The organism is Streptomyces sp. NPDC030799, assembly GCF_055572255.1.
This window is the reverse complement of sequence record NZ_JBVIDS010000015.1, coordinates 232,691-254,901: the sequence shown is the minus strand read 5'-3', so window position 1 is coordinate 254,901 and position 22,211 is coordinate 232,691. Positions and strand designations below refer to the sequence as shown.

Annotated in this window: 20 protein-coding genes; 3 read left to right on the top strand and 17 right to left on the bottom strand. The window is 72.6% G+C overall.

The genetic code is table 11. From position 1 onward, the window contains the following. Positions 1-41 precede the first annotated feature (41 nt). The 15 genes from ACZ41I_RS33390 to ACZ41I_RS33320 all read right to left on the bottom strand — a co-directional run bounded on the left by ACZ41I_RS33390 (position 42) and on the right by ACZ41I_RS33320 (position 16,048). The gene (locus ACZ41I_RS33390) at positions 42-1,481 is read right to left on the bottom strand and encodes a sensor histidine kinase (RefSeq protein WP_468515818.1); all 1,440 of its coding nucleotides are present in this window, start codon (positions 1,479-1,481) and stop codon (positions 42-44) included. A gap of 13 nt (positions 1,482-1,494) precedes the next feature. Further along, positions 1,495-2,754, bottom strand: coding sequence for an acyltransferase (locus tag ACZ41I_RS33385; protein WP_399766223.1), 1,260 nt, complete (start codon positions 2,752-2,754; stop codon positions 1,495-1,497). Beyond that, the gene (locus ACZ41I_RS33380) at positions 2,747-3,925 is read right to left on the bottom strand and encodes an alpha/beta hydrolase (RefSeq protein WP_468515808.1); all 1,179 of its coding nucleotides are present in this window, start codon (positions 3,923-3,925) and stop codon (positions 2,747-2,749) included. The genes ACZ41I_RS33385 and ACZ41I_RS33380 overlap by 8 nt, the downstream gene beginning before the upstream one ends. Positions 3,926-4,088: 163 nt before the next feature. After that, on the bottom strand, positions 4,089-4,988 hold the full coding sequence (locus ACZ41I_RS33375; protein WP_468515807.1) for an alpha/beta hydrolase: 900 nt from the start codon (positions 4,986-4,988) through the stop codon (positions 4,089-4,091). Positions 4,989-5,352: 364 nt separating this feature from the next. Further along, a complete protein-coding gene (gene kynU / locus ACZ41I_RS33370; RefSeq protein WP_363216141.1) occupies positions 5,353-6,570 on the bottom strand; it encodes a kynureninase in 1,218 nt (405 codons plus the stop codon). Then, a complete protein-coding gene (locus ACZ41I_RS33365; protein ID WP_468515806.1) occupies positions 6,563-7,408 on the bottom strand; it encodes a tryptophan 2,3-dioxygenase family protein in 846 nt (281 codons plus the stop codon). Before ACZ41I_RS33365 ends, kynU begins: the two co-directional genes overlap by 8 nt. Positions 7,409-7,554: 146 nt before the next feature. Beyond that, entirely contained in the window at positions 7,555-7,968 is a 414-nt protein-coding gene (locus ACZ41I_RS33360; protein WP_363216139.1) for a DUF3151 domain-containing protein, read from the bottom strand. Positions 7,969-8,112: 144 nt separating this feature from the next. Beyond that, entirely contained in the window at positions 8,113-9,567 is a 1,455-nt protein-coding gene (locus ACZ41I_RS33355) for an MFS transporter (protein WP_468515805.1), read from the bottom strand. A 63-nt stretch (positions 9,568-9,630) separates the two neighbouring features. Further along, a complete protein-coding gene (fbaA, locus tag ACZ41I_RS33350) occupies positions 9,631-10,653 on the bottom strand; it encodes a class II fructose-bisphosphate aldolase (protein WP_363216137.1) in 1,023 nt (340 codons plus the stop codon). 144 nt (positions 10,654-10,797) lie between these two features. Beyond that, positions 10,798-11,346: an orotate phosphoribosyltransferase gene (gene pyrE / locus ACZ41I_RS33345; protein ID WP_363216136.1), complete on the bottom strand. Its 549-nt coding sequence runs from the start codon at positions 11,344-11,346 to the stop codon at positions 10,798-10,800. Between the two features lie 10 nt (positions 11,347-11,356). Beyond that, positions 11,357-12,145 (bottom strand): aldose epimerase family protein, encoded by a 789-nt coding sequence (locus ACZ41I_RS33340; protein WP_363216135.1) that lies wholly within the window; start codon positions 12,143-12,145, stop codon positions 11,357-11,359. A gap of 64 nt (positions 12,146-12,209) precedes the next feature. Continuing rightward, entirely contained in the window at positions 12,210-12,986 is a 777-nt protein-coding gene (locus ACZ41I_RS33335) for an SRPBCC domain-containing protein (protein ID WP_468515804.1), read from the bottom strand. A gap of 122 nt (positions 12,987-13,108) precedes the next feature. After that, positions 13,109-14,746: a polyamine aminopropyltransferase gene (locus ACZ41I_RS33330; protein WP_468320756.1), complete on the bottom strand. Its 1,638-nt coding sequence runs from the start codon at positions 14,744-14,746 to the stop codon at positions 13,109-13,111. Between the two features lie 79 nt (positions 14,747-14,825). Continuing rightward, the gene (locus ACZ41I_RS33325) at positions 14,826-15,368 is read right to left on the bottom strand and encodes a DUF2617 family protein (RefSeq protein WP_363216132.1); all 543 of its coding nucleotides are present in this window, start codon (positions 15,366-15,368) and stop codon (positions 14,826-14,828) included. A gap of 317 nt (positions 15,369-15,685) precedes the next feature. Then, the gene (locus tag ACZ41I_RS33320) at positions 15,686-16,048 is read right to left on the bottom strand and encodes a hypothetical protein (RefSeq protein WP_468515803.1); all 363 of its coding nucleotides are present in this window, start codon (positions 16,046-16,048) and stop codon (positions 15,686-15,688) included. A gap of 118 nt (positions 16,049-16,166) precedes the next feature. Between ACZ41I_RS33320 and ACZ41I_RS33315 the strand changes: the two genes are divergently transcribed. Continuing rightward, on the top strand, positions 16,167-17,360 hold the full coding sequence (locus tag ACZ41I_RS33315; protein WP_468515802.1) for a pyridoxal phosphate-dependent aminotransferase: 1,194 nt from the start codon (positions 16,167-16,169) through the stop codon (positions 17,358-17,360). 113 nt (positions 17,361-17,473) lie between these two features. Beyond that, positions 17,474-18,628, top strand: a complete 1,155-nt coding sequence (locus ACZ41I_RS33310; RefSeq protein WP_399766250.1) for a hypothetical protein — start codon at positions 17,474-17,476, stop codon at positions 18,626-18,628. 15 nt (positions 18,629-18,643) lie between these two features. Here ACZ41I_RS33310 and ACZ41I_RS33305 read toward each other — a convergent pair whose 3' ends face one another. After that, a complete protein-coding gene (locus ACZ41I_RS33305) occupies positions 18,644-19,180 on the bottom strand; it encodes a type III secretion system chaperone family protein (RefSeq protein ID WP_363216115.1) in 537 nt (178 codons plus the stop codon). 149 nt (positions 19,181-19,329) lie between these two features. On the opposite strand from ACZ41I_RS33305, the gene ACZ41I_RS33300 reads away from it, so the two are divergent. Next, on the top strand, positions 19,330-19,464 hold the full coding sequence (locus tag ACZ41I_RS33300) for a hypothetical protein (RefSeq protein ID WP_363216114.1): 135 nt from the start codon (positions 19,330-19,332) through the stop codon (positions 19,462-19,464). A 46-nt stretch (positions 19,465-19,510) separates the two neighbouring features. On the opposite strand, the gene clpB is transcribed toward ACZ41I_RS33300, so the two are convergent. Further along, positions 19,511-22,108 carry an ATP-dependent chaperone ClpB gene (clpB, locus tag ACZ41I_RS33295; protein ID WP_363216113.1) on the bottom strand — a complete coding sequence of 866 codons (2,598 nt, stop codon included), beginning with the start codon at positions 22,106-22,108 and terminating at the stop codon, positions 19,511-19,513. Positions 22,109-22,211 lie beyond the last annotated feature (103 nt).

Here is a 22,211-nt window from a genome sequence, read left to right as displayed (position 1 = left end):
TCGGTGCTTGCGGATCGGGTGCAGTGGGACGAGGACCGGGGTCAGGGCGGCCCGGCAGGTGTCGATTCCGTCGGTCCGGGGACGCCGCCGCGGGGGAGGAACGCCACCACCACGAAGCCGCCGTCCCGGGTCGGTTTCGCCTCGACGCTCCCGCCGAGCATCGCCGCGCGCTCCCGCATGCCCAGCAGGCCGTGCCCACTGCCCGGGGTCGGCTGGACCGGGCGGCTGGGCGGGGAGTTCCTGATGCTCAGGTATATGCCGTTGGGGAAGTGGGCGATGTCCAGGTGCACCTTCGCACCCGGCGCGTGCCGCAGCACGTTGCTCAGTGCTTCCTGGACGATCCGGTACGCCGACAGCTCCACCCCGGGCGGGTAGCCGCGGGCATCGCCCTCCTCGGCCTTCACGACGTCCACGCCGGCCGCCCTGGTGTTCTCCAGCAGGGAGTCCAGGCGGGCGAGGTTCGGCTGCGGGGCGTCGGGGGCCGGGCCGGTGCCGGGAGCGGACAGGGAGGAGATGTCCTCGGCCCGCGGTTCGTCCGGGCTCTCGGAACGCAGGACGCCGAGCACACGGCGCAGCTCCGTCAGGGCCTCCAGGGCGTTGTTGCGGATGCCCGCGAGGTTCTCCTTCAGCTCCTCCGTGGGGTTCTCCACCAGGTGGGGAGCCACCTGGGCCTGGATGGATATCACCGACATGTGGTGGGCGACCACGTCGTGCAGCTCCCGGGCGATACGGCTGCGCTCCTCCAGCAGGGTGCGGCGGGCGCGTTCCTCCGCGGTGATCGTCGTCTGCCGGACCAGCTGGGTACGGGCCTCGCTGCGGCCGCGCAGGGTGGTGCCGATGAGGGCGGCGACGGCGAACAGGCCGATCGCCACCTCTCCCGTCGGGGTGTAGAGCCGCGCTCCTATGAAGCCTTCGATGAGGAAGGTGACCAGGGCGGTGGCGCCGAGTGCGGCAACCGTGCCGCGGACGCGGACGCGCAGGGCGAGGAGCAGCAGTACAGCCATGTGGGCCAGCAGAACGGGCGTGGACCAGGGCCAGTTCGGGTGGGCCAGCCGGAGCATGGGCGCCAACATCTGCTGCCGGGCGAGCAGCGCGGTGACGGCGGCGGCTGCCAGTGACAGGGCCCAGGCGGGAACGGGGCGCCGCAGGGCCAGGACGATGGCGACGCTCTGGAGGGACGTGCACAGGAGGGCAACGGCGGTGGCGAGGCCATAGCTGTCGGACAGCTCCTCGGCGCCGGCTCCCATGATGGCCAGGGCCGCGTAGAAGGTCAGCAGGTAGGTGAGGAGGCGGAGCCAGCGGTACTTGGAGAAGGGGGGCGACTGGGAGGAGGGGTTTTCGCCCAGCCAGGCGCGGAATCGGGCGGCCCGGGAGGGAGTTGCCGGGCCGGGCTCGTCCTCGGCCGGGATCGGGGAGGCGGATGACCTCGCGGGCGGGGCGTCGCCGGGGTGGTCGGTCGGGTTCTTCGGCTCCGCGGACATCACGGACGCAACTTTAGGCATGGTGCGGGGACCTCGCTGGCGGCACATGGCGGCGGACCACGCGCGACGTACGGTTTCGTGGGCGGCGGGGGCCCTGTTCGTGGTGTCGGAAGGCCGTCCGGCACAGGGCCAGGGTCAGGGTGAAGACGGGGAGCCAGAGCAGGCGGGAGGCCACCCAGGTGAGGGAGTCGGGGGTGGTGTGCAGTCCGGGCAGGCGGCCGGCCAGGAGGGCCGTCGCCGTGGTGGCCATCATGGCCGTCTGGTGCCAGAGGAAGATCGTCATCGCGGAGAGGTTGACGAAGGCCGTCGCCGCCCAGACCAGGGGCCGGGCCGTCGCGCGGCGCAGACGGTCGCGGAGCAGCAGGGCGAGGCCGCACTGGGCCAGGCCGAAGGTGACGGCCGCCAGGGTCGGGGGGTTGAGGTTGGATGTCGCCGCGCCGGGAACGCCGACCATGGACGCCGGGTAGCCCCCGCAGGTGACGAGCAGGGCCGTGGTCGCCGTACCGCCGAGCAGCAGGGCCCGGGCCGAGCGGCGGCTCGTCAGCGCTCCCCGGGCCCAGGCGGCGCCGAGGGTGTACGGGACCAGCCAGCCCGCCGGCAGGTTCAGCCAGCCGAGCCAGGACGGGCCGAGGTGCAGGCCGAAGCGGAGCAGGTCCACGTGCAGGACGACGGCGAGCGGCCACAGGGGGTTGAGGCGTGCGACGAGGGGGGTGGCGGCCGTGAGCGCGGCGAAGACCAGCAGGAACCACAGCGGGGACAGCGCCAGTTTGAGCAGGGTGTGGATCGTGGCCAGGGGCGTGCCGCTGAGGAGGAGGGTCACGGTCGCCACCGTCCACAGGGCGAGCAGCGCGGCCACCGGGCGCAGCAGGCGGGTCAGCCGGGCGCGCAGCCAGGCGGCGTAACCGTCGCCTCTGTCGCGGGCCGAGGCCAGGCCGCGCGTCGCCACATGGCCGCCGACCAGGAAGAACACGGCCAGTGTCTGGAAGAGCCAGGAGACCGGGGCCAGCCAGGGCATGTGCTGCAGCGGACTCGCCGTGTGCAGGCCGCCGTCCTGGGCGACCAGCGCCGTCACCAGCCAGTGGCCGAGGACGACACCGAGGATCGCGAGGGCGCGCAGGGCGTCGATCGCACGGTCCCGGGATGCGGGGGTGGCGGCGTCGACCTGGTGGGCGGCTCGGCGGAGGGCGTGGAGGGGTGCGCGCAGAGCCGTGCGGAGGGCGGGCTGCGGGGCGTGGAGGGTGGTGCGGGGGGCGCTTGCGGTCTGCTCAGGCACGGGTCACCTCCGAGGTCTCGCCGAGGGTGATCCGGGCCAGGTTGGCGAGGGAGACCGACCCCGGGGTGAAGTAGCCGCTGTGGTCGGCGTCGGCCGCGTCGAAGACCCGGGCGCCGAAGGCGCCGGAGACCGGGTCGGTGCCGATGCCGAGGGTGGTGCCGAAGAGGTGGGCGCGGACGTGCGGTACGTGCTCCACCCAGTCGTCGCTGCCGCGGGCCGCCCAGACCCGGGCGCGGGTGTGCAGGGCGGCGGCCGAGTGGGCGCCGGTGCCGGGGCTGCCGATCAGGACCATGTCGTCCGCGTCCAGGCCGGGGGCGGCCCGGCCGCAGACGACCGAGCCGTAGGAGTGGCAGAGCAGGGAGATGTGTGTCCGGGGTGGGGTGGCCGCGCGCAGGTGGCGTACGAAGGCGCGCAGGCGGGGGGCGGCTTCGTCGGCGCGGGTGGTGGTGGTCAGCGCGGTGCTGACGGTGGCCGGTGTCTCGTAGCCGAGCCAGGCGATGACGGCGACGTGGGTGTGCTGCGGGGCGCGGTGGGTGAGGTCGGTGTAGAGGGCGGCGGCCGCCCGGTGGAAGCGGGCGTAGGTGTCCAGGGAGGTGTCCGAGCCGGGGACCAGGACCGCGAGGTGGTCGGCGTGGGCGAGGTCGCCGAGGACCTCGGTGGCCTGGCCTGCACCTCGGCCGTCGAAGGTGAGGAGGTGGCGGGACGGGGAGGCGAGTGCCAGGTCGGCGGTGGCGCGGTGCAGGTCGCCGTGGGCGGCGGCCATGCGGGCGGCCCGGGCGGCCTCGGCCCGGTTGGTCTCGTAGGTGACGGCGAGCGTGGTGGCGGTGAGTGGGGGCAGGGTCGCGGGGGCGGGGGCGGGGATCCGGGGGCGGGCTGCGCCGGCGAGGGGGGCGGCTATGGCCGCGGTGAGGAGGGCGGCGAGGAGGGTGCGGTGCCAATTCCTCGGGCGGCGGGCGGGGCCGGGGCCGTCGCGGTCCGGGCGCGGGTCTGTGGGCGGGCACCCGGTCTGCGGCCGGGCTTGGTTTCCCACCCGCACCACCACCTCTGCTTTCGTCGTCGACTGCGGGTAGCCCTCGCGGAACGAACCCGCCGTCGGCGGCTGTCGGTCCGTGTCGAGGGAGGGGGTGGTCCGGGGCGACTGTGCAGGGGTGGGGTGGTCGGCGTGCCCCATGGGTGGGTTCCTTTCCGGTCGCCCGGCCATCGGGCTTCTCCGGAAAGGAAGTTAGGGATCGCGGGCTGTCGCCGGCGTCACACCAGGGAGCTGTCCTGCGGGGTAGCTCTCAGGTACTACGGGTATCACCGGGTGCCCGAGACGCCCCGCCGGAGACCCCCCGTCACCACGCCAGTTGGGCGATCTCCTCGGCCACCACCGCGCACGCGTCCGCCGCCGGGTCGATCAGCGGGAAGTGGCCCACGTCCTCCAGCAGCGTCAGGCCCACGACCTCCCCGGCCTTCGCCGCCGCGTCCGCGTAGGACTCGGCCACCGCCTGCGGCACCTCCCGGTCCGTACGCCCCTGCACGAGCGTCGTCGCGATGCCCGTCGGCAGGAGCAGGACGGGGTCGGCGCAGGGGCGGCGCTCGGCGAACGCTTCGGGGCCGCCGAGGAGTTGCATGCTCGCGTTGCCGCACACGGCCAGCTTCTCGGCGACCTCGAAGTCCGCGATCGGGGCGAGGGCGACGACCCCGCGCAGCGGTGCCGGCCGGCCGGTGCGCCAGGGGGAGCCCGCGGGCAGGACGTGGCGGGCCGCGGCCCACAGGGCGAGGTGGCCTCCGGCCGAGTGACCCGTCAGCACGGTGCGGCGCGGGTCGGCCTGCGGGAGGGCCTCGCGGATCAGGGCGGGGAGGGCGTCCAGGGCGGCCGCGACGTCGTCGAACGTGTCGGGCCAGCGGCCGGCCACAGGGGTGGCGTCACCGCCGTCACCCGTGCTCTGTCCGGGGATCAGGGGCTCGCCTCCGCGCCGGTACTCGACGTTGGCCACCGCGAAGCCCCTGCGGGCCAGGTAGTCCGCGAAGGGCGTGATGTGGCGCCGGTCGTAGCGGGCGCGCCAGGCGCCGCCGTGCAGGACGACCACCACCGGGGCCGGGGAGTCCGGCGCCGTCCGGGGAGCGTAGAAGTCGATCACCTGGTCGGGGTGGCTGCCGTACGCGGACGTGACGTCGGGGTCGACCGGGGGGTGCGAGAAGGCCGACTCCTCTTCGGCGGCAGCGCGGGCTGCTGCGGCGTCGTCCGGCATGCTTCAACCTCTCAGCGATGAAACGCGTTTGGCGGACCCAGTAAGACGGACCAGGTGGAGACAATCGGCCGTTGGCGGGAAGGTACCAGGCCGATGACGTGCGCGGACACGGGGTTACGGCCCGGCCGGCGCCGCGTACACCGCCCGGTCGCGGAAGTGCTGGTGCACAGGCCGGCGCCCCGGCCAAGGCCGGCGTCGGCACGGCGGACGGCCGCGCGGAAACGGACGCGGTGCAGCGAGGTCGGCCCTCCCGCGTCCGTCCCCTGCCCGGGGCGCCTGGGGGGTGTCGTTTGGATCACCCCGGCGTCGCGGGTCCGCCGGCCGGCACCGCTCGTCACGGCCGGCCCGATCCAAACGACACCCCCTAAGCCCCGCCCAGCACCTCCCCCAGCACCCGCGCCGCCCGCTCCACGTCCGCGAATCCCACGTACAGCGGTGTGAAACCGAAGCGCAGCACGTCGGGCGCCCGGAAGTCACCGACCACTCCCCGCTCGATCAGCCGCTTCATGGCATCCCCCGCGTCCGCGCACCGCAGCGCCACCTGACTGCCGCGCTCCTCATGGGCCACCGGTGTCAGACACTCGACGCGCCCCTCGGGCACATACGCCGCGACGCACTCCAGGAAGAAGTCCGTCAGGGCCAGCGACTTGGCGCGCACCGCGTCGACCGACACCCCGTCCCAGACGTCCAGCGCCGCCTCCAGCGCCAGCATCGACAGGATGTCCGGCGTGCCCACGCGCCCGCGCAGCGCGCCGGGCGCCGGGGCGTACTCCGGCCGCATCCCGAAGGGCTCCGCATGCGAGTTCCAGCCCGGAAGCGGGGAGTCGAAGCGGTCCTGGAGCGAGCGGCGCACATACAGGTACGCCGGTGAACCGGGGCCGCCGTTCAGGTACTTGTAGGTGCAGCCGACCGCGAGGTCGACGCCGTGCTCGTCCAGGCCCACCGGCAGCGCGCCGGCGCTGTGGCACAGGTCCCAGACCGCGAGGGCGCCGGCGGAGTGGACGGCCGACGTCAGCGACGGCAGGTCGTGGAGGCGGCCGGTGCGGTAGTCGACGTGGTTGAGCAGCACCGCGGCCGTACGGCCGGTCAGGGCGGCGGGCACCTCGGCCGGGGTCACGGCACGCAGCGTGCGGCCGGTCATGCGGGCCGCGGACTCGGCGATGTAGCCGTCCGTCGGGAAGGTGGTGGCGTCCACCAGGATCTCGGTGCGGTCCTCGTCGGCCATCCGTACCGCCGCGACCAGCGCCTTGAAGACGTTGACGCTGGTGGAGTCGCCGACGACGATCTGCCCGGCCGCCGCGCCGACCAGCGGGGCGATCCGGTCGCCGATCCGCTCCGGCGCCGTCCACCAGCCGCTCTCCTCCCAGGACCGGATGCGCAGTTCGCCCCACTGGCGGCGGACGACGTCCGCCACGCGCTCGGGTACCTGCGCGGGCAGGGCACCCAGGGAGTTCCCGTCCAGGTACACGCCCGCGGCGTCAGCCGTGTGACCGGACCCGGTGTCGAGGAGGAACCGGTCCCTGAGCGGCGCCAGCTCGTCCGCCGCGTCCAGTTTCTCCGCCCGCAGAACAAGCTCAGACATGGGACCTCGCCGTCCACAGCTCGGGGAACACGTTCTTCCGGGCGCGCTTCTCCAGCCAGGCCACGCCGGCCGAACCGCCCGTGCCGGCCTTGGCGCCCATCGCGCGGCGGGTGGCGACCAGGTGGTCGTTGCGCCAGCGCCACACCAGTTCGGCCACGTCGGTCAACGCCTCGCCCAGCCGGGCGAGTTCATCGCTCTCGTCCCCCGCGTAGACGGCGGTCCAGGCCGCCTCCACGGCGTCCGAGGGCTCGTAGCGCCGGGAGACGTCCCGGCGCAGCACCGAGTCCGGGATCGCGTGGCCGCGGCGTGCGAGGAGGCGTACGACCTCGTCGTACAGGCTCGGCTCGTGCAGCGCCTTCTCCAGTTCCGCGTGGACGCGCGGTGCGCCGCGGTGCGGGACGAGCATGGACGCGGACTTCTCACCGAGCAGGAACTCCATGCGGCGGTACATCGCCGACTGGAAGCCGGAGCCCTCGCCGAGGGCGCTGCGGTACGAGTTGAACTGCGCCGGGGTGAGCTGGCCGAGCGGCTTCCAGGAGGCGTTCAGCGCCTCCAGCTCGCGCACGGAACGCTTCAGCGCGGCGATCGCGGTCGGTACGTCGTCCGAGCGCAGGGCGTTCGCCGCGGTCTCCCACTCGTGCACGATGACCGTGAACCACAGCTCCATGACCTGGGTGGTCACCAGGAAGACCATCTCTCCGGGATCGTCGGAGAGGGTGTGCTGGAGGTGGGTGAGCACGTCCGCCTTGACGTAGTCCTCGTACGGCGTCGTACCCGCGAAGTCCAGGTGCGGGGTCTCGGGCTCGGCCTCGGGAAGGGGGTGAGCCTGTTGGGACATCGCTGTCTCCTGTTGTTACTCCGGGTAGCGGTCCGCCCCTGCCGATTCCGGCACGGGGGCCCCGGTCCCCACCCGGAATCCTCCGCAATCGCCTCGGCTACGGCAAGGCCCGTCCGCTGCCAGACGGGCCACACCGTGCGGTCCGGCTAGCCGAGGGTCTGGGCCGCCGTCGGGGAGGAGTCCTTCAGGAACTGCGAGCAGCGCTCGTACTCCTCCTGCTCGCCGATCGCCTGCGCGGCGCGGGCGAGGGCGTGCAGGGCGCGCAGGAAGCCGCGGTTCGGCTCGTGCTCCCAGGGGACCGGGCCGTGGCCCTTCCAGCCGCCTCGGCGCAGGGCGTCCAGGCCGCGGTGGTAGCCCGTACGGGCGTAGGCGTACGACTCCACGACCGCGCCGCGCTCGAACGCCTCGTCGGCCAGCTGGGCCCAGGCGAGGGAGGAGGTGGGGTACTTGGCGGCGACGTCCGCGGGGGCGGTACCGGCCGCGAGCTGTTCGCGGGGCTCGGGGTCGTCGGGGAGATGGGTGGGGGGCGGGCCGCCGAGGAGGTTCTCGTGAATCGTCATGGGTTCAGTTTCTCGCACAGGTGCATGTGCGGGCTCGTCCTGCGGGTACCCGTGCCGGTGCGGGCCGGGGGTGATGTTCGCCTGCCCGCGCCGGCGGGGTGCCTGCCCCGGAGGGGTCACCCTCAGTCGAAGCCCGGACCCCGCCTACCGCCTCCGTTCCCCCTCCAGAGGCGGCGCAGTCACATTGCCGTGCATCCTGCACTCCGGGCGCAGGCAGCCGGGGCGCGGTCGGCGGACCAGGGCGAAAGCGAGGGCCGAGCCCAGCAGCAGCGTCCCCGCGAGCATGGGCATCGCCCGGTCGAACGCCGCGTCGAACGCAGTGGGCGACCGGTACGCCTCCGGCCCCATCCCCGCCAGCAGCGGCAGCGCCGCGACCGCGACCAGGCCCGCCGCCCTCGCCGCCGCGTTGTTGATGCCGCTGGCCAGGCCCGCCCGGGTGGCGTCGACAGAGGCGAGGACCGTGGCCGTCAGCGGGGCCACCAGGGTGACCATCCCCGCCCCCATCACCAGCAATGCGGGCAGGACGTCCGTCGGATAGTCCGCGCCCGGCCCCACCCGCAGCATCAGCAGCATCGCCGCCGCGCAGAGCAGGGGACCGACCGTGAGCGGCAGGCGCGGGCCGGTACGGTCCGCCAGGGCGCCCGAGCGGGCGGAGAAGAGCAGCATCAGGGCGGTGGTCGGCAGCAACGCCGTACCGGCCGCCAGCGGCGAGTAGCCCGCCACCACCTGCAGCTGCAGCGCGGTGAGGAAGAAGAAGCCGCCGAACGCCGCGTACACGCACAGGGTGACCAGGTTGACCGCCGTGAACTGGCGCGAGGCGAAGATGTCCGGCGGGAGCATCGGGGCCGGACGGTGCCGTTCGACCAGCACGAAGGCCACCGCCGCCACCAGGCCCGCGACCGCGCTCAGCGCGACCGCGACCGTGCCCGTCCGCGCCTCGATCAGCGCGTACGTCAGCAGCGCCAGCGCCAGGGCGCCCAGCAGCGCGCCGAGCACGTCGAAGCGGCCCCGGCGGCCCCCGGCGGACGACTCCGGCACGTGCCGCACCGCGACCGGCACGCACAGCAGCGCCAGCGGGACGTTCAGCAGGAACACCCAGCGCCAGCCGGGGCCGGCCACCAGCCAGCCGCCCAGGAACGGGCCGACCGCCGCGCCGATCCCGCCGAAGCCGGACCACAGGCCGACGGCCCGGCTCCGGTCGTCGGGGTGGAAGGACGACTGGATGAGCGCGAGGGAGCCGGGGGTGAGGAGCGCGCCGCCGATGCCCTGCAGGGCCCGGGCGGCGATCAGGACGGGCGGGTTCGGTGCCAGGCCGCACAGCAGGGACGCCGCCGCGAACCACACCACGCCCAGCACGAAGACCTTACGGCGGCCGAAGTCGTCGCCCAGCGAGCCGCCCAGCAGGATCAGACCGGCCAGCGTGACCATGTACGCGTTGACCGTCCACTGCAGCGCGGCCAGGCTCGCGTCCAGGTCGCGGCCGATGCGCGGGAGCGCCACGTTGACGACGGTGGAGTCCAGCATGGCCATGCTGGAGCCGAGGACCGTCGTGAGCAGGATCCACTTGCCCTGGGGCGAGGCCAACCGGACGTCGGACACCCCCCAGGTATACAGCGGGCCCGGCGGCAAGGACAGCCGCCGGGCCCACCGCAGGGGTACCGCTTACTTGATCCTGTTGCCCGCCGAGCGCAGGTTCTTCGTGGCCTCGACGACACGCGCGGCCATGCTCGCCTCGGCCAGCTTGCCCCAGGTGCGCGGGTCGTAGGCCTTCTTGTTGCCGACCTCGCCGTCGACCTTCAGGACGCCGTCGTAGTTCTGGAACATGTGGGCGGCGACCGGACGGGTGAAGGCGTACTGGGTGTCCGTGTCGATGTTCATCTTCACGACGCCGTTCTCCAGCGCGGTGAGGATCTCCTGCTCGGTGGAGCCGGAGCCGCCGTGGAAGACGAAGTCGAAGGGGGACTGCTTGCCGAACTTGGCCGCCACGCCCTCGTTCAGCTCCTTCAGGAGCTCGGGGCGGAGCACGACGTTGCCCGGCTTGTACACGCCGTGCACGTTGCCGAAGGAGGCGGCCAGCAGGTAGCGGCCCTTCTCGCCGAGACCGAGGGCCTCCGCCGTACGGATGGCGTCCTCGACCGTCGTGTACAGGGAGTCGTTGATCTCGTGCGAGACGCCGTCCTCCTCACCGCCGGTCGGGGTGATCTCGACCTCCAGGATGATGTTCGCGCGACGGGCCTGCTCCAGCAGCTCCTGCGCGATCTCCAGGTTGTCGGCGAGGGTCTCGGCGGAGCCGTCCCACATGTGGGACTGGAACAGCGGGTGGCGGCCGGCCTTCACGCGCTCCTCGGAGATCGCGAGCAGCGGACGTACGTACCCGTCGAGCTTGTCCTTCGGGCAGTGGTCGGTGTGCAGCGCGATGTTGACCGGGTACTTCTCGGCGAGGATGTGCGCGTACTCGGCGAGGGCGACCGCGCCGGTCACCATGTCCTTGCTGTACTGGCCGCCGAGGAACTCGGCGCCGCCGGTCGAGATCTGGACGATGCCGTCGCTCTCCGCCTCCGCGAAACCGCGCAGCGCCGCGTTCAGGGTCTGGCTCGAGGTGACGTTGATGGCCGGGTAGGCGAACTTGCCTGCCTTCGCCCGGTCGAGCATCTCGTTGTAGACCTCGGGGGTTGCGATGGGCATCTGTCCGCTCCTTGGTGTTGCGGGTCGGCTTGGTGCGTTACGGCCCTGACCTAGACCTGGGGATTCGACGTCGTCGTCGGTCCCATCTTTCCAGACATGGACCGCAGGTCCATGCGCCGGTCAAGTCCAGGTCAATCCGCGTCGTCAGTCCAGACCCAGTTCATCCTTCGAGAAGGCGAAACGGTACGGAACACCTGCGCCGGCTTCGATCTTCTCTGCGGCACCGGTCGCCCGGTCCACGATGGTCGCGACGGCGACGACCTCCGCGCCGGCCTCGCGCACCGCCTCCACGGCGGTGAGCGGGGAGCCGCCGGTGGTGGAGGTGTCCTCGACCACGAGCACCCGCCGCCCCGCGATGTCCGGGCCCTCCACGCGCCGCTGCAGACCGTGCGCCTTCGCGGCCTTCCGTACGACGAACGCGTCGAGTTTCCTCCCGCGCGCGGCGGCGGCGTGCAGCATGGCCGCGGCGACCGGGTCGGCGCCCATGGTGAGCCCGCCCACCGCGTCGAACTCCAGGTCGGCGGTGAGATCCAGCAGGACCTGGCCGACCAGCGGGGCGGCCTCGCCGTCGAGGGTGATGCGGCGCAGGTCGACGTAGTAGTCGGCCTCCAGACCCGAGGAGAGGGTCACCTTGCCGTGCACCACGGCCTTGTCCTTGATCTGCTGCAGCAGCGCGCCACGTACTTCCGTCATGCCGCCCAGCTTAAAGGCGCCGCCAGCTCCAGGTCGTCGTCGCCTCCAGCGGCTCCAGCGGGGTGACCAGGCGCGGAAGGGTGTTCAGGCCGTTCGGCGGACCGGTCTGCGGCTCCACGCACACGGCCTCGGCCTGCTCGTCGTAGACGACGACCCACTCCTCGCGGCTGGCCACCTTCAGCTCCAGCTGCCCCGGCCAGGTGAGGGTGACGTCGACGCCGCCGGGCATGCCGAAGCAGTCGTCCCAGGGGCCGGGCTTCGGGTCGATCCGGTTGCCGGTCGGCAGATGGTCGTCCCCGCGTTCCTCCTGCCAGGCGGGCTTGAAGTCGAGGGTGACGTCCTCGCCGCCGAGGTTCCGGTTGAACCAGGGGTGCCAGCCGATCTGCGCCGGGAAGGAGTCGTCGTACGTCTCCACGGACATCGTCAGCGTCAGGCTGTCCTCGGCGAGCACGACGCTCTGGGTGACGCGGCCGGGGTGCGGCCAGGGGTCGACCAGCTCGTACGTGATCACCGCCTCGTGCTGCGAGGCGCGCGCGGTGCGCCAGGCGCCGTCGCGGGCGGTGCCGTGGATGGCGTGCGGCGGGGAGTTGAGCGGCATCTGGCGCACGGTGCCGCCGTCCAGGAAACGGCCGTCCCTGGTGCGGCCGCACCAGGGCACCATCGGGAAGCAGCCGAAGCGGGGGCCTTGCCTCAGCAGTTCCAGGGAGCCGATCCTGAGGCTGCCGATACGGCCGCCGTCGGCGGGGCTGACGTGCACCTCTGCGTCACCTGCGGTCAGCGTGATGTCTTCGTTACTCACGGGATGACACTACTGGGCAGACCGGTCGGGACCGCGAGTACGGGCAGCAACTCCGGAACCTGGCTCAGCGACGCCTGCGCAGCGCCCGGCCCACCACGATCGCGGACGCCACCGCCAACGCCGCCGCCGGCGCCGCCCAGCGCAGCGCCGACGTCGCCGTGACCGTCTGCGGTGCCGGAACCGGTGCGTAACGCCCGCGCGGCGGGGCGTGGTCGACCTCCTCGGCGCTGCGGCCGATCATCGTCCGGCGCGCGTGCGCGGCCTCGGCGGGCGGCTCACCGGTGTCGGCGAAGTCCTCCGAGAGACGGTCGGCCGCCGGGTCCAGCGAGGGCTGCGGGACCTCGGTGTCGAAGACGGAGGTGTGCTCGGTCTCGGGCTCGGGCCCCTGCTTCCCCGCGGTCCTTGTCTGCTCCCCCGGCGCCTCCGTCGTCGCCAGGTTCTCCACGAAACGGTTCAGCAGACGGGTCGCCGCCGCGCTCACCGCGTCCGGCGGCAGCTCGACGATGCGGCCGTCCGCGTCCGCCGTGCCCTCGGCCCTGACCGTCGTACCGCCCTCGGTGTCCGCGAGGCTCAGGGTGAGGCTGAGTTTCACGGCGCCGGTGCCGCGGGCCTCGGTGGCGTCGGCCTCGACGGTGTACGTGCCGTTCTCGCGGGCGGTCACCCGTGCCGTGCCGCGGTAGGTGACGGAGTGTCCGCCCACGCGCAGTTTCAGGCGTCCGGCGACGGGTTCGGCACCGGCGTCCTGTTGCAGGCCGGGGATGGCGCGGGCGACCTGGGCGGGATCGGCGAGGGCGTCCTTGAGCCGCTCGACCGGGACCGGGACGAAGACCTGGTGCTCCATGTCCGCTGAGCCTACCCAGGTGTGACCGGAAAGTACCCCCGCGAAAACCGGCTCCTCGACACCGGCGCTCTCAGTACCGGCTCTCCGTACCGGCTCTCGGCTCCGGCCCTCGGTACCGGCTCTCAGTACCGCGGATGCACCAGCGTCGAAGCCGGCAGCCCCTCGATCCGCGTCCGTGCCGCCGCCCTCCCGTCCGCCGTCAGGTCGCGCTGGGTCAGCGTGTGCGCCTGCCAGGACCCCAGCCGCAGCGGTGGCGGAGTGTGTCCCGCGGCCGCCAGCAGGAACCCCCAGTCGTGCGGGGCTCCGGACGCGCCGGCCGAGCGGTCGGGACCGGCGGGGAAGCCGGAGTCGTGGCCGAGGACCCGGTAGGGGGAGGCGGCGAAGCCGGCCGCGCGCAGGGTTGCGGCCACCGTCCAGAAGACAAGGGGACGGGTGGTGACGGACCCGGCGTGCACGACGAGCCGGCCGCGGGGGGCGAGGGCGCGGCGGGCCAGGCCGTAGAACTCCTGGGAGTACAGCTTGGTGCTGGCGGTGATCCCGGGGTCGGGGAGGTCGGCGATGACGACGTCGTACGACCGTCCCCGTGCCCCGCGCAGCCAGGCGAGCGCGTCGGCCGTGGTGGTGTGGAGGCGGGGGTCGGCGTAGGCGTGGCCGTTGGCGGCGGCGAGGCCGGGGTCGTGGCGGGCCAGGCGGACCAGTCCGGGGTCGAGTTCGACGAGGTCGACGCGGCGTACCCCGGGCCGGCGCAGCACCTCGCGGGCGGCGAGGCCGTCGCCGCCGCCGAGGATGAGGACACGCGCGTGCGGCCCGCCGGACATAGCGGGGTGCACGAGGGCCTCGTGGTAGCGGTGTTCGTCGCGGCCGCCGACCCGGAGCCGGCCGTCCAGGAAGAGGTCGAGGGGCTTGCCGTCGGTGCCGCCGGCCAGCACGACCTCCTGGACGCCGGTCTGTTCGGCGACCCGGACGTCGTCGCCGTAGACGGCGTGCCGGGCGGCGCGTTCGAAGTCGTCGGCGAGCGCGGCGGCGGAGGCGAGGACACCGAGGACGACGAGGCCGACGACGAGCAGGGTCCAGCGGGCCCGGCAGGTCAGGTCGCGGCGGAAGAGGCCCAGCACCAGGGCGCCGCCCGCCACCACATTGACCGTGCCGGTGACCAGAGCGCCCGTCAACTGGCCCAGGAACGGCAGGAGGAGGAAGGGGAAGGCGAGGCCGCCGACCAGCGCGCCCACGTAGTCCGCGGCGAACAGATCGGCCACCGCGCCGCCCGCGTCCTGGTGGCGGATGCGCTGGATCAGCTCCATCAGCAGCGGGACTTCGGCGCCGATGAGCAGGCCGATGGCGAGGGAGAAGGCGACCAGGAGGCAGCGCGGGCCCTCGGCCCACAGCCCGCCCCAGTCGCCGGTCCAGGCGAAGACGGCGTACAGCACCATCGCGCTGCAGCCGCCGACCAGCGCGAGGACGGTCTCGATCGCGCCGAAGCCGGCCGCCGCGTGCCAGCGCAGCCGTTTCGCGCCGAGGGAGCCGATGCCCATCGCGAACACCATCACGGACAGCACGACGGAGGCCTGGGTGACCGAGTCACCCATCAAGTACGAGGCGAACGCGACGAGTTCGAGTTCGTAGACGAGTCCGCAGGCGGCACAGACGAAGACGCACACGAGAACCAGGAACCGCCCGGTGCCGGGCCGGACGGGCAGCCGGGCGGGGCCTGTCCAGGAGGGCGGGGCGCCCGGCGGCGCGGGGGCGTGCGGTTCGATCACGTTGCGACGGTACGTCACATGTGCGGCACGCTTCGTCACCCACACGTGTGGAACTGGGGGCAGTTGACACCCGGCGGGTTTATGTCGGCGCGGTGTCCTCGGCGGACTCTGCCACCCTGACCCGCGCCCCGACCCGGGTGCGGGTGGCCACCAACTGGCCGTCCTGCGGGTAGGCGTGCCAGGTGCGCCAGTGCACCTGACCCTCGTGGCGCTGGGCCAGCATCGCGGTGAAGGCGTGCGGGCTGCCCGGGAAGACGCCCGCGAGGCCGTGCGGATGGTCGGAGACGAGGGCCAGCAACTCCTGGGCGCGGCCCGCGAACGAGCCGGGGCTGAGCACCTCGACGCGTGCGGCGAACTCGTACTCCCAGTCGCCGACCCGCTTGGCGACGCCGAGCGGCAGCGGGGTGCTGGAGCCGGGGATGCACGCGACCGTCTCCGAGCACAGGCCCCGCTCCTCCTCCAGCAGCACCTGGTGGGATGCGCCGAGCAGTCTCAACTGGAGCTTGGTACCGGTGAGTTCCAGATCGAGGGTGGCCAGGGCCGGCAGCGGCTCGCGTCCCAGAGCCCAGGCCAGGTCGGCAGCGCGCGTATCGGTGTAGGAGGTGTTCAGGGTCGTGAGCATGGATCGGCTCCGCAAACACGCGATGAGGGGGGAGATCGGCCATGTCAGCCCAGCCGGCTCGGCCGGGTGGGGAGTCTCAGGGACGTCCGAGGGGCTGCGTTGGCGATTTAGAGGGAATCATGAACAGAGGCGCCCCCACCGCGTTTTTACCCAACTTCGTGGGGTTTCCATCCCTCAGAGGGCTCCACAGTTCAACTGTTCAACCATGGCGTGCGCCGGGCGCGAGGACGAGACGGCGGGCGCCCGCCGGTTGCCTTCGCCGGCGGGCGCTCGCGTGCGGCCGTATGCGGTTCCCCCGAAAGCTCAGCTGCCCCGTGTCAGCTGCCTCCGCCGCATCCGCCCCCGCCGCCGCCGCACGACGAACCTCCGCCGCAGGAAGAACCCCCGCCGCAGGAGGAGCCCCCACCGCAGGAGGAGTGGCCTCCGCAGGAGTGGTGGCCGCCGTGGTGTCCCCCGTGGTGCCCGCCCGACGAACCGGAGTCGGCGCTGCCCGCCCACCAGCTGTTGCTGCCGCCGTCGTACGACGACGAGGACGACGACGAGCGGTACGACCCGGACCGGCCGCGGCCGCCCTTGTCGAGCGACACCCTGCGCTGCCGGTTGCCGGACCGTGCCCCCGCCATTGCCGTGAGGGTCACGAACGCGACCACGACCAGGATGAAGATGATGCCGACGGCCATGGCGTCACCCTCCTTCCGTTCCCCCGAAGCGGCCCCCCGTGGACCGCGGTGACCGGGGGATGCCCGGCCGTCCCAGGGCTCAAAGCAGAGTTGAGGAACTCCAGAGCTTGGGCGCAGGATGACCGGCATGACCTCCAGTGCACGTCCTCACCTCAACCGCCGGCTCGCCGCGTTCGGGACGACGATCTTCGCGGAGATGTCCGCGCTCGCCGTGTCGACCGGATCGATCAACCTGGGCCAGGGCTTCCCCGACACCGACGGACCCGAGGAGGTGCGCGAGGCGGCGGTGCGGGCGCTGCGCGAGGGCCGCGGCAACCAGTACCCGCCGGGCCCCGGCATCCCCGAGCTGCGCACCGCGATCGCCGCGCACCAGCAGCGCTGCTACGGGCTGTCGTACGACCCCGACACCGAGGTGCTGGTCACGGCGGGCGCGACGGAGGCGATCGCGGCGGCGCTGCTGGCGCTGGTGGAGCCGGGCGACGAGGTCGTGGCCCTGGAGCCGTACTACGACTCCTACGCGGCGAGCATCGCGATGGCGGGCGGCACGCGCGTGCCGGTCACGCTGCGCCCGCACATCGAGGAGGGGGCGTCCTTCCGCCTGGACCTGGACGAGCTGCGCGCCGCCGTCACCGACCGCACCCGGCTGCTGCTGATCAACACCCCGCACAACCCGACCGGTACGGTCCTCACGCACACGGAGCTGGCCGCGATCGCCGAGCTGGCGGTCGAGCGGGACCTGCTGGTGGTGACGGACGAGGTCTACGAGCACCTGGTCTTCGACGGCGCCGGACATCTGCCGCTCGCCTCGTTCCCCGGCATGCGCGAGCGCACGGTGACGATCGGCTCGGCCGGCAAGACGTTCTCCTTCACCGGCTGGAAGGTCGGCTGGGTCACGGCCGTGCCGGAGCTGGTGAGCGCGGTCCGCTCGGTGAAGCAGTTCCTGACCTACGTCTCCTCGGGCCCCTTCCAGTACGCGGTCGCCGAGGCCCTGGCCCTCCCCGACTCCTACTTCGAGGAGTTCCGCCGGTCCATGCTGGCCCGCCGCGACATCCTGGCGAAGGGCCTGGCGGAGGCGGGCTTCGAGGTCTTCGTCCCGGCCGGCACGTACTTCATCACCACCGACATCCGCCCGCTCGGCGAGAAGGACGGCTTCGCCTTCTGCCGCACCCTGCCGGCACGCGCGGGCGTGGTGGCGATCCCCAACGCCGTGTTCTACGACGACCGGGAGGCCGGGGCACCGTTCGTACGGTTCGCGTTCTGCAAGCGGGAAGAGGTCCTGCGGGAGGCCGCCGAAAGACTCCGGGCGCTGTAAGCGCGCCGGAAACTCAACGGCGCTTCCCCGTGTACGCGACACAGGTGAACCCATGACCCCGATGGCGGTCACCTGCTCGCGCTCGCACCCGCGCGCTTGCAGGGTGCGGTGGTGTGACCTACGCCCGTACCATTCCCGCCCCGCCCCTCACCACACTGAAGCCGGCGCAGCGAGCCGTGGGACTGTTCCTGGGGGTCCGGCTCGCCGGGGTGGCCGTGCTCGCCCTCGTCGCGCATGTCGCCGGCCGGCATCCGCTGACGCTGCTGGGGCGGTCCTGGGACTCGGTCTGGTACCTGGGGATCGCCACCCACGGCTACGGCCACGACCTGCCCTCCCACGATCCCGGCCCGCACAGCGACCTGGCGTTCTTCCCGCTGTATCCGGCGCTGCTGCGGGCGGTGACCGCGCTGGCCCCGCTCGGTGGGGGCTCCGCCGGGCTGCTGATCTCGTGGACCGGGGCCGCCGTGGCCGCAGCCGGCATCCATGCGGTCGGCTCCCGGCTGTACGGGCGGACCACCGGCATCGCGCTGGTGCTGCTGTGGGGGCTGCTGCCGCACTCGGTGGTGCTGTCGATGGCGTACACCGAGCCGGTGCTGACCGCGTTCGCGGCCTGGTCGTTGTACGCGGTGCTGGCCGGGAACTGGCTGTGGGCCGGTGTCCTCGCGGCGCTCGCGGGGCTGGCCCGGCCGAACGGGTTCACGGTCGCCGCCGCGGTACTGGCCGCGGCCGGGGCAGAGGTGTGGCGGCGGCGCGGAAAGGTTACCCACAGGCTGTGGACGGGCGCGGCGCTCGCCCCGCTGGGCTGGACGGCGTACGTGCTGTGGGTGGGCCGGCAGAAGGCGGATCTGCTCGGCGGATACTTCGAGGTGCAGCGGCTGTGGGGGTCGCGGTTCGACTTCGGCCGGGGCTCGCTGGAGTTCGTGCGCGCGATGCTGCTGCACGGCGGCCGGTTCGTGTTCCCGGTGGCGCTGGCGCTCGTCGTGGCGGGGGCGGTGCTGTACGCGCTGCTGGTCCTGGACCGCGCTCCGCTGCCGCTGCTCGTGTACAGCGGGGCACTGCTGCTGATCGCGCTCGGCGGCTCGGGTTTCTTCGAGTCCAAGCCGCGGTTTCTGCTGCCGGCGTTTCCGCTGCTGCTGCCGCTCGCCCGGGGGCTGGCGGGCATGGCGAGAGCCCGGCCCTGGCACGCGACCGTGCTGGTCGCGAGCCTGGCCGGGCTCAGCTGTCTCTACGGCGCGTACCTGGTGGTGTACGCGCAGGAGCCGCTGTAGGCCGTGCGGCGGGGCTTACTCGCCGTCGCCGTCGTCCTCGGGCTTGTCCGCCTCGTTGACCTCCTGCTCCAGGCCGAGCTGCTCGACGAGCCACTTGTCGAACTCGATCGCGGCCCGCACCCAGCTGACCGTGGAGGAGACGAAGTGGTTGATGTCGACGCCCGTGCCGATCAGCATCTGGGCCTCGCCGATCAGACGGACGGTGCCGTCGTCATGGGTGTGGGTGTAGACCTTGGGCCACAGGGTGCGGCGGTTCCAGTCGTCGACGGACTCCAGCAGCTGCGGCTTCTCGTCGATGGGGTGGGGGCGGTCGTAGAACGTCCGCACCGAGAAGACCGCCTGCTCGGCCTCCCCGCGGAACATGAAGTAGGTGCGGAACTGCTCCCACGGGGCCGCGAGGTCGCCTTCCTCGTCGACGACGTACTTCAGCTCCATCTGGTCGAGGAGCTGCTTCACGAGGTCCTGATCCGGGAGGACGGGGCCGGCCGGTCCCTGGGGCTGCGGTTCGGGCTGGCCCCCGAAGTTCGGAATCGAGGACGGGTCGATGCTCACCGTGTTTTTCCCTTCATGGTGGATCCAGCCATCCTCCCCCATGCGGGGAGGGGGGAGGCAAGCCCCGACGCCCTTGTCAGCCTTGGGCGGACACGATCCGGTCATCTGCCGGTGACGGTGTCATGACCAGCGGGCGGCATGATCACGGCATGCGCATGAGGAGAGAGCTTCGGTGGCTGCTGTGGACCCTGTGGCTGGCGTGCCTGGTGGTCGCGGTCTGGTTCGTCGTCGCAGTGATCATGCTGCTGACGGAGGACATGCCGTTCAATCAGCTGCAGAACTGACCCGGGCCCGCCCGCCATCGCGGACGGGCCCGGGCGGCGCCGTTCGTCACAGGGTCTTGCCGGTCTGCGGTCCCACGAGCAGGCCGTCCCCGAACCTGTCCACCCGCACCGTGTCGCCGTCGTTGACCTCGCCGGAGAGGATCTCCTTGGCGAGGCGGTCGCCGATGGCGGTCTGGACGAGGCGGCGCAGCGGGCGGGCGCCGTAGGCCGGGTCCAGGCCCTCCTCCGCCAGCCAGGCCAGCGCCTCGGGGGTGACGTCCAGGGTGAGCCGGCGCTCGGCCAGCCGCCTGGCCAGCCGCTCGATCTGGAGCTGCGCGATCCGCTCCAGCTCGGGCTTGGTCAGTGCCGAGAAGACCACCAGGTCGTCGAGCCGGTTGAGGAACTCCGGCTTGAACGAGGCCCGTACGGCCTCCAGGACCTGCTCCTTCTTCTCCGCCTCGCTGGTGATCGGGTCGATCAGGAACTGGCTGCCCAGGTTGGAGGTGAGCACCAGGATGGTGTTGCGGAAGTCGACCGTGCGGCCCTGGCCGTCCGTCAGGCGGCCGTCGTCCAGCACCTGGAGGAGGATGTCGAAGACCTCGGGGTGGGCCTTCTCGACCTCGTCCAGCAGGATGACGCTGTACGGGCGGCGGCGCACCGCCTCCGTCAGCTGGCCGCCCTCCTCGTAACCGACGTACCCGGGGGGTGCGCCGACCAGCCGGGCCACGCTGTGCTTCTCGCCGTACTCCGACATGTCGATGCGGACCATGGCCCGCTCGTCGTCGAACAGGAAGTCGGCGAGTGCCTTGGCGAGTTCGGTCTTGCCGACGCCGGTCGGGCCGAGGAAGAGGAAGGAGCCGGTGGGGCGGTCGGGGTCGGCGATGCCGGCGCGGGAGCGGCGGACCGCGTCCGACACGGCCCGCACGGCCTCGGTCTGGCCGATGAGCCGTTTGCCCAGCTCGTCCTCCATGCGCAGCAGCTTCTGCGTCTCGCCCTCCAGCAGGCGGCCGGCCGGGATGCCGGTCCAGGCGGCGACGACGTCGGCGATGTCGTCGGAGCCGACCTCCTCCTTCACCATCGTGTCCCTGGCGACCTCCTCCTCGGCCTCGGAGGCGGCCTCCAACTCCTTCTCCAGCTGCGGGATCTCGCCGTAGAGCAGCTTGGCGGCGGTGTCGAAGTCGCCGTCGCGCTGGGCGCGTTCGGCCTGGCCGCGCAGGTCGTCCAGCTTCTCCTTGAGCTCACCGACCCGGTTGAGGGACTGCTTCTCCTTCTCCCAGCGGGCGGTGAGGCCCCGCAGCTCCTCCTCCTTGTCGGCGAGGTCGCGGCGCAGCTTCTCCAGGCGGGCGAGGGAGGCCGGGTCGGTCTCCTTGCCGATCGCCAGCTCCTCCATCTTCAGCCGGTCGACGGCGCGCTGGAGTTCGTCGATCTCGACGGGCGAGGAGTCGATCTCCATGCGCAGCCGGGAGGCGGCCTCGTCGACCAAGTCGATGGCCTTGTCGGGGAGGAAGCGGGAGGTGATGTAGCGGTCGGAGAGGGTGGCGGCGGCCACCAGCGCCGAGTCCGCGATCTGGACCTTGTGGTGGGCCTCGTAGCGGCCCTTGAGACCGCGCAGGATCGCGATGGTGTCCTCGACGGTCGGCTCGGCGACCAGGACCTGCTGGAAGCGGCGCTCCAGGGCGGGGTCCTTCTCGATCCGCTCCCGGTACTCGTCCAGCGTGGTGGCGCCGACCATGCGCAGCTCGCCGCGGGCCAGCATCGGCTTGAGCATGTTGCCGGCGTCCATGGCGGAGTCCCCGCCGGCGCCCGCACCGACGACGGTGTGCAGCTCGTCGATGAAGGTGATGATCTGCCCGTCGGACTCCTTGATCTCGGCGAGGACGGCCTTCAGGCGCTCCTCGAACTCGCCGCGGTACTTGGCACCGGCCACCATCGCGCCGAGGTCGAGCGCGACCAGCCGCTTGTCCTTCAGCGACTCGGGCACGTCACCCTTGACGATCCGCTGGGCGAGCCCCTCGACCACGGCGGTCTTGCCGACGCCGGGCTCACCGATGAGGACGGGGTTGTTCTTCGTACGGCGGCTCAGCACCTGCACGACCCGCCGGATCTCCTGGTCCCGGCCGATGACCGGGTCCAGCCGGCCCTCGCGGGCGGCGGCGGTGAAGTCGGTGCCGAACTTCTCCAGGGCCTTGTACTGGCCCTCGGGGTCGGCGGTGGTCACGCGGCGTCCTCCCCTGGCCTTCTGGAAAGCCTCCTGCAGCTTCTTCGCGTCGGCGCCCTGCCGCTTGAGCACGTCCCCGGCCGCGCCGCCCTTCGCGGCGATGCCGATCAGCAGGTGCTCGGTGGACAGGTACTCGTCGCCGAGCGCCTTGGCGCGCTCGGTGGCGTCCGCGATGACGGCCAGCAGCTCACGGTTGGGCTGCGGCGGCGCGACCGTGGAACCGGTCACGCTGGGCAGTCCGGCGAGGATCTTCTCCGCTCCGGCGCGCACGGCGGCCTGGTCGGCCTCCACGGCGGCGAGCAGGTCGGTGATGTTCTCGTTCTCCTGCCCCGCGAGCAGCGCGAGGAGCAGGTGCGCAGGCGTGAGGTCCGGGTGCCCCTCGGTCACGGCGCGGTTGCTGGCCGCGTTGATCGCGTCCCGGCTCCTGTTGGTCAGCTCGGCGTCCACGTTGTCCGTTCTCCTCCTCGGCCACTCTCCACTGCTGACTTAACCAGCGTACACAAAGTTGAGCCTATTCCGCTCAAGGTAGGCGGCAAGGGTTGCGAAGGCT

Excerpts from the sequence above, each read along its gene's own strand:
- ACZ41I_RS33390 (WP_468515818.1), bottom strand. The coding sequence starts at position 1,481 with ATGTCCGCGGAGCCGAAGAACCCGACCGACCACCCCGGCGACGCCCCG.
- ACZ41I_RS33380 (WP_468515808.1), bottom strand. The coding sequence starts at position 3,925 with ATGGGGCACGCCGACCACCCCACCCCTGCACAGTCGCCCCGGACCACC.
- ACZ41I_RS33375 (WP_468515807.1), bottom strand. The coding sequence starts at position 4,988 with ATGCCGGACGACGCCGCAGCAGCCCGCGCTGCCGCCGAAGAGGAGTCG.
- kynU (WP_363216141.1), bottom strand. The coding sequence starts at position 6,570 with ATGTCTGAGCTTGTTCTGCGGGCGGAGAAACTGGACGCGGCGGACGAG.
- ACZ41I_RS33365 (WP_468515806.1), bottom strand. The coding sequence starts at position 7,408 with ATGTCCCAACAGGCTCACCCCCTTCCCGAGGCCGAGCCCGAGACCCCG.
- ACZ41I_RS33360 (WP_363216139.1), bottom strand. The coding sequence starts at position 7,968 with ATGACGATTCACGAGAACCTCCTCGGCGGCCCGCCCCCCACCCATCTC.
- fbaA (WP_363216137.1), bottom strand. The coding sequence starts at position 10,653 with ATGCCCATCGCAACCCCCGAGGTCTACAACGAGATGCTCGACCGGGCG.
- pyrE (WP_363216136.1), bottom strand. The coding sequence starts at position 11,346 with ATGACGGAAGTACGTGGCGCGCTGCTGCAGCAGATCAAGGACAAGGCC.
- ACZ41I_RS33335 (WP_468515804.1), bottom strand. The coding sequence starts at position 12,986 with ATGGAGCACCAGGTCTTCGTCCCGGTCCCGGTCGAGCGGCTCAAGGAC.
- ACZ41I_RS33325 (WP_363216132.1), bottom strand. The coding sequence starts at position 15,368 with ATGCTCACGACCCTGAACACCTCCTACACCGATACGCGCGCTGCCGAC.
- ACZ41I_RS33320 (WP_468515803.1), bottom strand. The coding sequence starts at position 16,048 with ATGGCCGTCGGCATCATCTTCATCCTGGTCGTGGTCGCGTTCGTGACC.
- ACZ41I_RS33315 (WP_468515802.1), top strand. The coding sequence starts at position 16,167 with ATGACCGGCATGACCTCCAGTGCACGTCCTCACCTCAACCGCCGGCTC.
- ACZ41I_RS33300 (WP_363216114.1), top strand. The coding sequence starts at position 19,330 with ATGCGCATGAGGAGAGAGCTTCGGTGGCTGCTGTGGACCCTGTGGCTG.